Raw genomic sequence first — 13,551 nt, 5'->3', positions numbered from 1 at the left:
CAATCCTAGAGCGTGAAAAATGAGTCAATGTTGATTCAAAAACTTAGTATGTGCGAAGAATTCATCGCCGGAGATGGCACACTTTTGCGAGAGCTTTTGCATCCCAATAAACAACCTTTGGAATTACGGTATAGTTTAGCTCATGCAGTAGTGCCAATTGGAAAAACGTCAATTTCCCACTCCTTGACCACTTCCGAAGTCTATTACATCCTCACTGGGAAAGGAGAGATGCATATAGATAATGAACTTCAGATAGTAGAACCAGGAGATGCGGTGTACATTCCACCAAATGCTAGGCAATTTATTCGTAATTCTGGGGAAGAGCCGTTGATATTTATTAGCATAGTCGATCCCGCATGGCGTAAGGAAGATGAGACGATATGGTCACGATAGATTCTATTGGTACTTATTTAATTAAAAGACTTTACGAGCATGGTGTTCACCATATCTTTGGTGTACCCGGTGATTATGTTCTAGGCTTCGACAAGTTGTTAGAAAATAGTCCAATCCAATTCATCAATACCTGTGATGAACAAGGAGAAATTAATGGCGACATCTGCAAAGCGGCTGAAACGTTTAGAACAACGCGAATGGTTGCTCTGGATTCTGACCGCAGCAACGTTCTTAATCTTTTTTCAAGCATACATGGTTGCGCCGCTCATCCCGCATCTTGCCTCTGTGTTTAAAGTTTCCAACCAAACGATTGGTTTGATTGTCCCGGCGTATATGATTCCTTACGGCGTCACTTCCCTCATCTTCGGGTTAGTTGCAGATCGGATTGGACGAAAGCCAGTAATGCTGACTTCGCTCTTTGCAATTATTTTCCTGCCAATGCTAACTGCAACTGCTCAATCCGCATGGCAACTGATCCTCTGGCGGTTCTTGACTGGACTGAGCGCTAGTGGGACAATTCCACAAGTATTGACCTTAATTGGAGAACTTTTCCCTTACGAGCAAAGAGGTCGTCCTTTGGGTTGGGTATTTGGTGCGATGGCTGGCGGTATGGCTTTTGGCTCTGTGTTTGGAGCATTACTCGAATCAACGATCGGTTGGCGTGGACTGTTTATTGCGATAGGGCTTTTGGCTGTTGTAGTATTTCGCCTACTGTGGGCACAACGACAACTGCTAGGAAGCGCTCGACCTTCATCCCCCTTTAATTTGAATGACCTGCTAGCTGGCTATAAGAGCTTGTTGGAATCTAATCGCGGACGGCGTACCTATGGATATGTTCTTTTCAATGGAATATTTCACTCAGGGGTTTATACCTGGCTGGGACTATACTTTACACAGCGCTACGGATTTGACGAAGTTCGGATTGGTCTTGCTTTGCTAGGATACGGCATTCCAGGTACTTTGCTCGGTCCAGTAATTGGACGAGCCGCAGACCGTTGGGGACGCAACTGGTTACTTCCTATTGGCTTTACGATAGCTGGGCTTGCCTCTGCTGCTTTGATTTTTGATATCCCTCCTATTGTTGCCACCATCGCAGCAACTAGTCTATCGCTCGGTTACGACATGACACAGCCTCTACTGGCTGGAATTGTCACCGACTTAGGTGCAGAGCGACGCGGTCAGGCAATGGGGTTGAATGTCTTTACTCTATTTATTGGCTTTGGGGTAGGTGGTTTCCTTTTTGGTGAAGCGTTGCGATTTAGTTTTACTACCGCATTAACCATCTTCACAATCTTTATGTTAGCTGCTAGCTTGATTGCGATTGCCCTGTTCCGTTCTGAAGGGAAAGGGCGCAAACTTCTGTCTAAGTCTCACTAAAGCTACAAACAGACACTTAAACTTACGACCAATCAACGAGTCTTAGACCTGTTTTCATCACCAAGAACAACGTCCATCCATTCATAGGTTATCTCCAGCCTGACTTTGAGGAAACCTTTCTCCCACTGATATTCCGGCTCGTACTCGACTGTTTCCTGAAATATTGATGTTCCGGGCATTCATTGCAATACTTCCACGATCGCTTTAGTGTTTATGATACCAATTCTTTATGAAACAGCGCTATAAAAGCATCGATCTGATTGACGACTTGTGCTGCAACGAGATTTGCTTCTTGCTCGTATTTATCTCCAGGCTGTCCAATCGTCAACTTAGTTTGAATTTGTTCTCTTTGTGTGCCAAACAAGCTTTTTCTAATAGTATTTTACGTTTAATTAGGTTGAGCTACTAAGCGCTCAAGTTCCAGTAAATTAAGGAGAATATTTTTGTTTTTGCTCTTCTATGAATGGCTGATACCTGCTTTCTAGTGGAACATCATTATTGAGCCTTCTTACTTCGATGTCCCCCTCATTGCTCAATATCTCTTCGAGGTGTAACCTATGCACATCACCTATTCCGGCAAGTAAATAGCCTTTTTGTTGAGCTTCTTTCATCTTTTTGTACATATAATACTCCCTCATACGTTCAAATTCTTTTGCATCCGGTTCTTGTGTGCTTCCTTGTAAGTCTTCTCTGTTTGTTTTAAATTGATTAAACTCCTCTCGATCTCCACTAGTCTGGATCTCGGATTTGGCTGCATCCTTAAACGAATCTATAAAATTATTGTATGTGAACTTCTTCTGATAGATGGCTTTTATGAATGCAGTGTTTGCCAGTTTTACCCCCTTCGTTAGTTCTTTAGCCGTTGTATTAAATACATCTTGGTGTTTTTGCCATAACTCTTGCACATTCGGTTGATATTTTGCTGACTTTGCTGCTATTAACATCGCTCGCAATAAATACTTTAATTGAGCTTGTTTTAAGTTATATCCTTCAGCAATCTGTCGCTCAGTTTGTTGTGTTGAACTTCCTACTTCTATCACTGCTTTTTCTACGTTTTCTCGCAGTCCATCAATGCTACGACAATCTTTGGCAGTATTTTTTCTGCAGTATGAGACGTGCGTTTATTATCATGTTGATATCCAAATTTTTCCTTCAAATCCTTGCTATCTTGGCTACTAACTTGCCGAACTCTTTTTGATTTTTTTAGTAGTGTTTCTGGAATTTATGTATATTGCTCGTATATGTATTTTTTAGTTCCAAGCGCTTTTACTACATCGACTAAAGTCGTGCCCGAATGCTTTTCACCAAGCACAAGCAACTTATCATTAGGGATACGTATCCAAGTATTTTCTTTTTTTAGATAGCCCATTGTTTCGGTTTTTCCACTAGCATAGTTGAACATTTCTTGTTCATTTTGGAAGAAAAAACCTTTATCCTCAGCTTGGATCATTGCCCCTATGTTCCGAACCCCGCTTCCCTTTTTAAAGTCGTTCTTCGTTAACAACTTCGAGTCTAATGGTTTCTTGTCGGCACCTATATAGACAGTCCGTTGTATGAGCCGATCCGCGCTCTTCTGCTGTACGTGTTTGTTAGTCGATATCGCTCCTTGTTGAAGCGTATGAGTCAGTTCATGAGCTATCAATTCTTGCCCCCCTGGGCTTGTGGGGTCATATGCCCCTTGGCGAAAGAAAATATCCTTCCCCGTGGTAAACGCTTTAGCCTGAATTAACTGATTCAACTGGTCAGACTGTGCATCTGCGTGTACTCTCACCCCACTAAAATCCGCTCCAAAAGACTGCTCCATCGGTACTCTTACGGTTTCAGCAAGAGGCTGTCCCCTACCCCTTGCCTGGTTGATAGACGCTTCCAAATCTGGTGTTGCTGCCATCCCACCATTAAGCTGACGCTGTGCTATTGCTTTCATCTGCAATTGCTCTTCTTCGGGCATTGCTTCACGCTGAATACTCTGGTTTTGGTCTGGCTGCGATGACATAGGAGCATTGATCTGATTGACGACTTGTGCTGCAACGAGATCTGCTTGTTGTTCGTATTTATCTCCAGGCTGTCCAATTGTCAGCTTAGTTTGAATTTGTTCTCCTTGTATGTCAAACAAGCTTTTTCTAATAGCATCTCTTTCTGCTCGGCTGGGAATACTAAATGTTGTTGCTTGAAGTAGTGGTGAATTGGTTTGTACGTGGCGATCGTCAATTGCAAATGGAGGCATTTGAGATTGTTTTCTCTGAAGCAACGAATACCCAACAGATTTTTTTAGTTTTTGGTAAGTCATAAAGAAAATTTTCAGGTGGATAACCTATTTATTATTTCATCTGCTATGACTGCTAATGATTAGACTAAAGTCCAATTTTTCAATGAAGTGCTACACCCCACACCCTTCTTGTTGACAAACCCTTCAACTTTATTAACACTAGCTTGAGCGTTCCTCAGATATCAAGCCATAAGCGTCTACACACTCAAGCTACGATTGTTGTGAGAGCTGAAGAATTGTCAGATTGTAGAAGGATTAGTACTTAGGTTTGAATTTGGATTCCAACTTTAGTTGGAGCCAAGCTTCGATTTTGAGATGGACTCATTCATCAATCACTTTATCGAACAAAAGTTTCAACTCTAAGTGGACGACAAGTTTAGAGTCAATTCTATATATTGACTTATACAAAAACTAATGTAGCAATTCTAAATCATCTATGAAAAGTTTGGAAATTTTCAAGCACTATTGCTTGTTGAAAAATTGTTCGTGACCATCAGAGTCACAGATGCTTTTAAAATGATGAATAAAATTAATGCACAAACTCGTTCTTGATTCAATTGGGAGAAATTCAGTTTCAAATTGATGGACAAACCCTTGTCGCAACGCCTGAAACCTTTATTTACTCTCCTAAAGGACAAACTCACTTGTTTATTAACGTCAGCGATCGACCTGCTTGGATGTTGTGCTGGGTAACGCCAGCCGGATTAGAACAGTTTTTCATGGAGATTGGTATTCCAGCCGACGATCCAACAGCACCGCCACCTCCTGTTACAGACGCAGATATCCAAAAGACGATGGCTCTGGCTCCCCAGTACGGCTTGACCATTCTTCCTCCAGAATCCGCTCATTAAATAATTTCGACAGTACAGATGGTGATACAAGCTCAGATGCCCTACACCGTCCTGCGAGATGGAGTTTTGACTCATCCCACGATGACCGAAGGTTAAATGCGCTATTCTCAAAGTTGTAGGAAGCAAAAGACAGTGTTGCAATATGTTATCATAGAAGACTAGATTTCAAAATAACGCGATACTATTGAAGGTCAACCAGGAAAGAAAACAGAAATTGTTGCGATTGTTAATCAAGGGTAAAAAGAATGATGAGTCAATCGACTACAATTCGGGTTTTGATAGCTGACGACCATGCCATAGTTAGGCAAGGATTGGCAACCATCATTAATCGTGACCCAGAAATGACAGTAATTGCTCAAGCAGAAGATGGACAACAGGCAATCGACCTATTCCGGGAACACCAACCAGATGTGACCTTGATGGATTTGCGAATGCCGCAAGTCGGAGGAGTTGAAGCCATTGCTGCTATTTGTACTGAATTTAAATTTGCCCGAATTATTGTACTAACAACCTACGATAGCGATGAAGATATCTATCGCGGATTGCACGCTGGGGCTAAAGGATATTTGCTTAAGGATGCTAAAACCAATGAGCTTCTCAATGCAATTCGCACAGTTTATTGCGATCGGCAGTATATTCCGCCAGACGTGGGGGCAAAACTGGTGCAGCGCATGAGCCATCAAGAACTGAGCGAGCGAGAGCTAGAGGTACTCCGTTTGATGACACGGGGAATGAGTAATCTAGACATTAGCACCGCTTTAAATATCAGTGAAAGTACTGTTAAATCTCACGTTAATCGAATTTTAAGTAAGTTAGGAGTCAACGATCGCACTCAAGCCGTGATTGTTGCTGTGAAACGCGGGATTGCGAGTTTGTAAGTCATACTTCAGTTGGAATTTGGATTCCAACTTAAGTTTGAGCCAGCCTTCGATTTTGAGATGGATTGAGTCATCGATCGCATAGCGTATCCGGAGGACAATCGCGTCACTTGTTTACAAAACAATTCAGAAACGACTTCAGAAGGAGAACAAACGGGCAAGCCAACATTACCAGTCGAAATGATGCTGGTCTGTGGCTATCCTGGAGTTGGCAAATCAGCACTAGTGCAGGAACTCTACAAGCCAATCACGGCAAAGCGTGGTTACTTTATCTCTGGTAAGTTTGACCAATTAGGGCGCAATATTCCCTACAGCGCTATTGTGGATGCCCTGCGAAAATTGGTGCAGCAATTGCTTGGTGAACCTGACGAACAGGTGCAGCAGTGGCGATCGCGCCTTCTAACGGCTTTGGGAAGCAACGGACAACTCATCATTGATGCGATCCCAGAAGTTGAGTTAATTATTGGTAAGCAACCGCCGGTACCGTCCGTTGAGGCAACCCAAGCTCAAAATCGCTTTAATCGAATCTTTCAGAATTTTGTGCGAGTATTTTGTTCTCCCGAACATCCCCTTACGATCTTCTTAGACGATCTACAGTGGATAGACTCAGCAACACTCAAGTTAATCGAGCTGATGCTGCTTGATGAGCAAACCCAATTCTTATTTTTGATTGGCGCGTATCGAGATAATGAAGTAACTCTCGGTATTCCAAAAATATCTTGCATTGCACTCTGCACCATTCGTTGACTGTGGCGGTACAGTTCGCTTAACACCGCGACTTGAGCTACTGATAGCGTTGAAGACATAGTATTTAAGCTTAAAAACATAATTCTCTAGTAATTTTAAACCATTCACAAGAATCAAGACCCCCGACTTCTTAAAGAAGTCGGGGGTCTGAGTAATTATGGTGAAATACGTCGGAAAGATGAAACATTGTTACTCAACTTTCCTAGTCTCGTAAATGTGTCACTTGAGACAGTAACAGAATCACCTTGGAAATTTGGTTTTGACCAAAACTTCCATGTTCCACTTTGGACACTAACAGATGTGGCTTTCTTACCAAATTTCCCCAAATTTGAGACATTATTATCACTGCAGAACACTTTATTTTGACGCCCGTCTTGTAATTCAATAGTTTTTACTATATTCGTGCATCCATCAGATTCAGTCGATGATGCCTTTGTCACAGTCAGTATAGTTCCAGCAATTGAAGTTACTGTAATAAGTGATAAAGCTGTGAGTTTTTGATTGAATTTCAACATGGTTTTCTCCTGAAAATATCTGTAAAGCAAACTCAACCCTTGCAACTAAATTGCTATCTATGTTTGCATGAATTCAATATATACAATTGACTTTAACTTGTCGTCCACTCAGAGTTGAAACTTTTGCCCAATAAAGCGATCGATCGATCAGTCCATCTCAAAATGGAAGGTTGCCTCAAACTAAAGTTGAAATTTGGATTCCAACTTTAATACAACTTACTTACAAATTGACAATCCCTCTTTTAACAGCAATAATCGTAGAAGCTATATACATGATTTGCTTTGGGCAAGTCAAAGGCGTTACCATACCAAAGGGGATATTTTAGCGCAAGCAGAATTCGTATCTCAAATTTTTGGAGTTGTTGCTTGAGCGAGTCTTAGTCAAGTCAATCGCTTGTCCTTAAGTAGTTTTTGCAACACAGCCCATGATATTCATCAGGAGAGAGTTCAATGATTGCCCTAGCCGGAGTTGCCATCCAAAGCAAAATCTATGAGAGTTCAGCATCTCTGGTGTATCGGGGTATCAGAGAGCAAGATCGGCAAGCGATCGTCGTAAAAATGCTCAAGCAAGATTATCCCTCACCTCAAGAGTTGACCCGCTATAGACAGGAATATGAAATTACCCGTTCTCTCAACCTCCAAGGAGTGGTCAAGGCATACAACCAGCAGGACTATCAACGCACTCTCGTCATTCTCTTAGAAGACTTTGGCGGCGAATCACTAAAGCGATGGATGCAGCAGCGACCAGAATCCTTCTGCCCCATGCCCATACCTGCTTTTTTGCAGCTTGCGCTCGACCTGACAGACATTCTGGGCAGAATCCATGCCGCCAATGTCATTCACAAGGATATTAACCCTGGAAACATCGTTTTCAATCCGGATACTGGCGTTGTTAAAATTATTGACTTCGGAATTGCCACCCAATTTAACCGCACGAATCCAACGTTCAAAAGCCCTCATGTTTTAGAAGGGACACTTGCCTACCTGTCTCCAGAGCAAACAGGGCGGATGAACCGTTCGCTTGATTACCGCACCGATTTTTACTCGCTCGGTGTGACGTTCTACGAACTTCTCACCGGACAGTTGCCATTTCCCACAACGGACATCCTTGAGCTAGTCCATAGTCATATTGCCAAACAACCAGTACCGCCGCATGAGGTGAATGCAACGATTCCCAAAGCAGTTTCAGATATGATTCTAAAACTGATGGCGAAGAATGCAGAGGATCGCTATCAAAATGCTTGGGGAATCAAAACGGATTTAGAAATCTGTGCTCAGCAATTAGATACCATCGGTCAGATTGATAGCATTCAACTGGGAATGCAAGACGTTTGTGACCAGTTTCAAATTCCTCAAAAGCTGTATGGACGGGATCGGGAAGTTGCCATGTTAGTGGCAGCGTTCGATCGCATAGCGTATCCGGAGGACAATCGCGTCGCTTGTTTACAAAACAATTCAGAAACGACTTCAGAAGGAGAACAAACGGGCAAGCCAACATTACCAGTCGAAATGATGCTGGTCTGTGGCTATCCTGGAGTTGGCAAATCAGCACTAGTGCAGGAACTCTACAAGCCAATCACGGCAAAGCGTGGTTACTTTATCTCTGGTAAGTTTGACCAATTAGGGCGTAATATTCCCTACAGCGCTATTGTGGACGCCCTGCGAAAATTGGTGCAGCAATTGCTTGGTGAACCTGACGAACAGGTGCAGCAGTGGCGATCGCGCCTTCTAACGGCTTTGGGAAGCAACGGACAACTCATCATTGATGCGATCCCAGAAGTTGAGTTAATTATTGGTAAGCAACCGCCAGTACCGTCCGTTGAGGCAACCCAAGCTCAAAATCGCTTTAATCGAACCTTTCAGAATTTTGTGCGGGTATTTTGTTCTCCCGAACATCCCCTTACGATCTTCTTAGACGATCTACAGTGGATAGACTCAGCAACACTCAAGTTAATCGAGCTGATGCTGCTTGATGAGCAAACCCAATTCTTATTTTTGATTGGCGCGTATCGAGATAATGAAGTAACTCCAACCCATCCACTAGTATTAATGCTGGAGGGATTGCGAAAAGGGGGGGCAGTGCTTGGGGAGATTGTCCTGGCACCCTTAACGCTCTTGCCATTGAGCCAGTTGATTGCCGAGACGCTGCATCGGGATATAGACACCGTTCGTTCCTTAGCCCAGTTAGTACTGTGTAAAACTGAGGGCAATCCTTTCTTTGTCAACGAATTTTTGCGAATGCTGCATAGCGAAAATCTATTGACATTTAATGCACAACACTATCGCTGGGAGTGGGACATTGCTCAGATTCAAGCGCAAGCTATCACCGATAATGTGGTAGAGTTGATGGTCCTCAAGTTAAAGAAACTGCCAGAGAACACACTGCAAATTCTCCGCTATGCTGCTTGTATTGGGGCTGAATTTGATTTAGATACGTTATCAATTGTTTGTGAGAAATCTCCTAAAACAGTTTCTTTAGATTTACTGGCAGCAATACAAGGTGGATTAATTCAACCCCTCTCTGAATTAGACGAGGATTTGTTAGTTCAACAGTATAAGTTTTTGCACGATCGCGTCCAGCAAGCAGCTTATGCCTTGATTGATGAGTCGCACAAACAAGTGATTCATTTGCAGATCGGACGCAATTTACTTCAAAAAACTTCGCCAGAGCAACTCGCAACCGGGCTGTTTGAAATCGTGGATCAGCTCGATCGGGGAATTGAGCTTCTCCGCGCTCAAGCAGAACGAACTGAAATTGCCAGATTGAATTTAATGGCAGGTCAGAAAGCCAAGGCAGCAACGGCTTATGGAGCAGCCCTTCAGTATTTCAAAATAGGGATTCAACTTCTCAACGCAGAGAATTGGCAGAATGAGTACGACCTCACCTTAGCACTGTACTCAGAAGCAGCAAGGGCAGCGTACCTTGAGGGTCGCTTTGATGAGATGGAACAATGCGTAGAAGTGGTACTGTCCCACGCGAAAACAGTGGTTGACAAAGTGCAAGTTTACAATAGCCGAATTCAAAGATACTTGTCGCAGGGCAACCTGAAAGAAGCACTTAAAATTGGACTGGAAGTGTTGGGGCTACTGGGAGTCATCTTAATTGAAACTCCAAGTCAGTTAGATGTTCAAAGAGGATTGGAAGAAACGACTACACTACTCGCTGGACGAGAAATTGAAGACTTAATTAATCTCCCAAAGATGACCACACCAGAAGTTTTGGCAGCAATGTATATCCTGGCGAGTATCGAAGTTGCTGCAAACATGGTGTCACCAACACTGATGATACTGATTGTGTGCAAAATGGTGAACTTATCAATCACTTACGGCAATGCTACTTGGTCACCACTCAGTTATGCTTCCTACGGTCTTGTTCTAGGTGAAGTTGTTAGAGACATTCAACGCGGTTACCAATTTGGTCAATTAGCTCTCAGCTTGGCAGAACGATTAGATACCAAAAAAGGAAATGTTAAAGCATTAACGATATTTAGTGCCAACGTTATGCACTGGAGGGCACATTTTAGGGAAACAGTATTAATTTTGGGTGAGGCTTATCAAAACGGAGTGGAAACCGGAGACCTTGAATTTGCTGGTTATGCTGCCTGTATTGCATGTTGTCGCGCGTTTTGTGCTGGTGAGGAACTCAACCAACTCGAACAAAGAACGGCAACCTACAGCAAAGCAATTAGACAAATCAGACGGGAAAATCCCTCGAATTGGACGTCAGTGCTGTGGCAGACAGTGCTTAATTTGTTAGGTAGGTCTAACAATCCCAGCGATTTAACTGGTAGCGTGTACGACGAAGGGACAGCGATCGCGTGTGCGATCGCTGTTCAAGACGGACAGGAAGTTTATTACTTCTATTTATGCAAAGTTATACTGTGCTATCTTTTTGAAGAGTATCATCAAGCTGCACAAGCTGGTATTGTAGCAAGGCAGTATTCAGAAGAGCAGAGAGCAATAACGGTTGCAGCTTTATTCCGTTTCTACCATTCCCTAGTGCTTTTGAGCCGATTGGTTGAGGGTTCAAGCTCTGAAAAAGCAGCTTGGCTAAGTTGTGTTAATACCAACCAAGAAAAGTTGCAAGAATGGGCAGATTATGCTCCCATGAATTATCTACATAAATTTCATTTAGTTGAGGCAGAGAAAGCGCGAGTCTTTGGGCAATTTCTTGAGGCTGAAGAGTTTTATGAACAAGCGATCGCAGGTGCTGCTGAGCATGAGTTTATCCAAGAAGAAGCATTAGCTTATGAATTAGCGGCTAAACATTATCTGGCACGAGGTCGGAAAAAGATTGCTCAAACCTACATGAAGGAAGCTCACTACTGCTATGAACGCTGGGGAGCAACGGCAAAGGTTAAAGATTTAGAAACTCGTTATCCTCAACTATTTCCTCAGTCATCCAACGTAGTTTCTACACCAGTCCGCACCACTACTGGAACTACCTCGAATACCACACATGTCGCTCTCGATTTAGCGACGGTGATGAAAGCAGCTCAAGCAATTTCAAGTGAAATTGAATTGGAGCAGTTGCTCAGTTCTATAATGCAGATTTTAATTGAAAATGCTGGGGCACAAACTGGATGCCTGCTTTTGGAAAACTCAGGAGAATGGGCGATCGAAGCTGCTTGTGAACTCAATGAAGGCGAGCAGGTCTGTGCGACACAAGTACTGCGATCGATTCCAATTACAAATCGCTTACCCGAATCGATTGTTCACTATGCGCTCCGGACTCATGAATCTGTGATTTTAAGTGATGCAACTCGTGAAGGAAATTTTATCAACGATCCATATATTCAACAAAACCAAACTCAATCATTGCTCTGTTTGCCACTGCTGAATCAAAGTAAGTTGGTTGGCGTGTTGTATCTAGAAAATCAATTAGCGGCTGGGGCATTTACACCAGAGCGAACGCAAGTTTTACATCTGTTATCAACTCAAGCAGCCATTGCGATCGAAAATGCGCGTCTCTATTCTAATTTAGAAACTAAAGTAGAGGAACGAACGCAAGAACTCTCACAAGCCCTCAAGCATCTTAAATCTACTCAGGAAGAACTGATTCAATCAGAAAAAATGGCAGCACTGGGACAACTGGTGGCTGGGGTGGCTCATGAAATCAATACCCCGCTAGGAGCTATTCGCTCCTCGATAGAGAATATTGCCAATTTCTTAATTGAAAACTTAGAACAGTTACCTACATTTTTCCAACAGCTTACAAAACAGCGCCAGCAGGATTTCTTCGCTCTACTGCAAAAATCAACTCAACAAACGACTTCCTTATCTAGTAAAGAAAAACGTCAATTAAAAAAAGATTTGAAGCGTCAACTAGAGTCCCAGTCAATTGACAATGCCGATAGTCTTGCCAGTACCTTGGTAAATATCGGCGTGTGCGATGATATTGAACCCTTTTTGCCATTGTTAAATGCTCCAGATGCCCAAAAGTTTTTGAAAACCACTTATGATTTTGCTAGCGTTTGGAAAAGCACCAAAACTATTACTACTGCCACAGAGCGTGCCGCAAAAGTCGTGTTTGCCTTGAAAACCTATGCTCATTACGACCAATCTGGGGAAAAAGTACAAGTAAATATCACTGAGGGAATTGAGACTGTACTTACCCTCTATCACAACCGACTCAAACACGGCGTAAAAGCGATCAGAAACTATAGTGAAGTACCCCCCATTTTGTGCTATCCTGATGATTTAAATCAAGTTTGGGTAAATTTGATTCATAATGCCTTGCAAGCGATGGACTACAAGGGAACCTTGAGGATTGATGTGATGTGGCAAGAGCTTTATGTACTGGTCAGCATTACTGATAGTGGTAAGGGTATACCTCCTGAGATTATACCAAAAATCTTTGAGCCATTCTTTACCACTAAACCTGCTGGTGAAGGCAGTGGCTTGGGACTAAATATAGTCAAAAGAATTATGGAAAAACATCAAGGAAAAATTTCGGTAGAGTCGAGAACCGGTGAAACTAGATTTACTGTGTCCTTGCCTGTATGTAGTAAGGTTTTACAGAGATAGAGCTAGGACTTACGTTATAGTTATGATTTCCATACCTCACATTACGGTTACTGCCAAAATCTACGAAAGCGCCAATTCCGTTGTTTATCGGGGCATTCAAGAGCAGGATAACACAGCCGTCATCCTCAAAATGCTCAAGGAAGACTATCCCACTCCATCAAAGATCGCACGCTACAAGCAGGAATATGAAATTACCCGTTCCCTGAACCTCACTGGGGCGATTAAGGCTTACAATTTACAAGAATATCAAAGAACCCTAGTCATTATCCTAGAGGATTTTGGCGGGGAGTCCTTAGAGAAATTCATCCAGGAGTCGCCATTCGGGTATGCTCCAATGCCCTTACCAGAATTTCTGGGCATTGCCCTCAAAATTACAGAGATTTTGGGTCAGGTTCACGCCGCCAATATTATCCACAAAGACATTAACCCAAGCAACATCGTCAGCAATCCAGAAACAGGGGTTGTCAAAATCATTGACTTTGGCATTTCTACCCAAT

13 protein-coding genes and 1 pseudogene are annotated in these 13,551 nt (G+C 42.8%); 9 read left to right on the top strand and 5 right to left on the bottom strand.

Features of this window, described 5'->3' with window-relative positions:
• The first annotated feature begins 27 nt into the window (after positions 1-27).
• From ACKTT2_RS13180 to ACKTT2_RS13170, 3 genes are read left to right on the top strand one after another with little or no spacing between them, the layout of a single operon-like run.
• On the top strand, positions 28-393 hold the full coding sequence (locus ACKTT2_RS13180) for a cupin domain-containing protein (protein ID WP_407887469.1): 366 nt from the start codon (positions 28-30) through the stop codon (positions 391-393).
• On the top strand, positions 381-686 hold the full coding sequence (locus tag ACKTT2_RS13175) for a thiamine pyrophosphate-binding protein (protein WP_407887467.1): 306 nt from the start codon (positions 381-383) through the stop codon (positions 684-686). The genes ACKTT2_RS13180 and ACKTT2_RS13175 overlap by 13 nt, the downstream gene beginning before the upstream one ends.
• Positions 595-1,770, top strand: coding sequence for an MFS transporter (locus tag ACKTT2_RS13170; RefSeq protein WP_407887541.1), 1,176 nt, complete (start codon positions 595-597; stop codon positions 1,768-1,770). The genes ACKTT2_RS13175 and ACKTT2_RS13170 overlap by 92 nt, the downstream gene beginning before the upstream one ends.
• 32 nt (positions 1,771-1,802) lie before the next feature.
• On the opposite strand, the gene ACKTT2_RS13165 is transcribed toward ACKTT2_RS13170, so the two are convergent.
• The 4 genes from ACKTT2_RS13165 to ACKTT2_RS13150 form a co-directional block, all read right to left on the bottom strand.
• Complete coding sequence (locus tag ACKTT2_RS13165) at positions 1,803-1,949, bottom strand: hypothetical protein (protein WP_407887465.1); 147 nt, start codon at positions 1,947-1,949, stop codon at positions 1,803-1,805.
• Between the two features lie 32 nt (positions 1,950-1,981).
• Positions 1,982-2,134: a hypothetical protein gene (locus ACKTT2_RS13160; protein ID WP_407887463.1), complete on the bottom strand. Its 153-nt coding sequence runs from the start codon at positions 2,132-2,134 to the stop codon at positions 1,982-1,984.
• Positions 2,135-2,198: 64 nt separating this feature from the next.
• Positions 2,199-2,810 (bottom strand): hypothetical protein, encoded by a 612-nt coding sequence (locus ACKTT2_RS13155; protein ID WP_407887461.1) that lies wholly within the window; start codon positions 2,808-2,810, stop codon positions 2,199-2,201.
• Positions 2,811-2,992: 182 nt separating this feature from the next.
• Positions 2,993-4,057, bottom strand: coding sequence for an eCIS core domain-containing protein (locus tag ACKTT2_RS13150; protein ID WP_407887459.1), 1,065 nt, complete (start codon positions 4,055-4,057; stop codon positions 2,993-2,995).
• Positions 4,058-4,584: 527 nt separating this feature from the next.
• On the opposite strand from ACKTT2_RS13150, the gene ACKTT2_RS13145 reads away from it, so the two are divergent.
• From ACKTT2_RS13145 to ACKTT2_RS13135, 3 genes and pseudogenes are all read left to right on the top strand, one after another.
• Positions 4,585-4,887, top strand: coding sequence for a cupin domain-containing protein (locus ACKTT2_RS13145; protein WP_407887456.1), 303 nt, complete (start codon positions 4,585-4,587; stop codon positions 4,885-4,887).
• Positions 4,888-5,135: 248 nt separating this feature from the next.
• Positions 5,136-5,765, top strand: coding sequence for a response regulator transcription factor (locus tag ACKTT2_RS13140; protein WP_407887539.1), 630 nt, complete (start codon positions 5,136-5,138; stop codon positions 5,763-5,765).
• Between the two features lie 171 nt (positions 5,766-5,936).
• Positions 5,937-6,512 (top strand): annotated as a pseudogene (locus ACKTT2_RS13135) (ATP-binding protein); the annotation flags it as partial.
• 155 nt (positions 6,513-6,667) lie between these two features.
• Here the strand turns inward: ACKTT2_RS13135 and ACKTT2_RS13130 are convergent.
• Positions 6,668-7,027: a beta/gamma crystallin-related protein gene (locus ACKTT2_RS13130; RefSeq protein ID WP_407887455.1), complete on the bottom strand. Its 360-nt coding sequence runs from the start codon at positions 7,025-7,027 to the stop codon at positions 6,668-6,670.
• A gap of 193 nt (positions 7,028-7,220) precedes the next feature.
• Between ACKTT2_RS13130 and ACKTT2_RS13125 the strand changes: the two genes are divergently transcribed.
• The 3 genes from ACKTT2_RS13125 to ACKTT2_RS13115 form a co-directional block, all read left to right on the top strand.
• Positions 7,221-7,397, top strand: a complete 177-nt coding sequence (locus ACKTT2_RS13125; RefSeq protein WP_407887453.1) for a hypothetical protein — start codon at positions 7,221-7,223, stop codon at positions 7,395-7,397.
• A gap of 80 nt (positions 7,398-7,477) precedes the next feature.
• Positions 7,478-13,054, top strand: coding sequence for an AAA family ATPase (locus tag ACKTT2_RS13120; RefSeq protein WP_407887451.1), 5,577 nt, complete (start codon positions 7,478-7,480; stop codon positions 13,052-13,054).
• 22 nt (positions 13,055-13,076) lie between these two features.
• Positions 13,077-13,551, top strand: a 475-nt coding sequence (locus ACKTT2_RS13115) for a serine/threonine protein kinase (RefSeq protein WP_407887449.1), incomplete at its 3' end; no start/stop codon positions are given.

This window comes from Scytonema hankhaensis NUACC26, assembly GCF_045865695.1.
Classification (GTDB): Bacteria; Cyanobacteriota; Cyanobacteriia; order Cyanobacteriales; family Nostocaceae; genus Scytonema.
The sequence above is the reverse complement of the archived record's forward strand: the minus strand, read 5'-3'. Positions and strand labels throughout refer to the sequence as shown.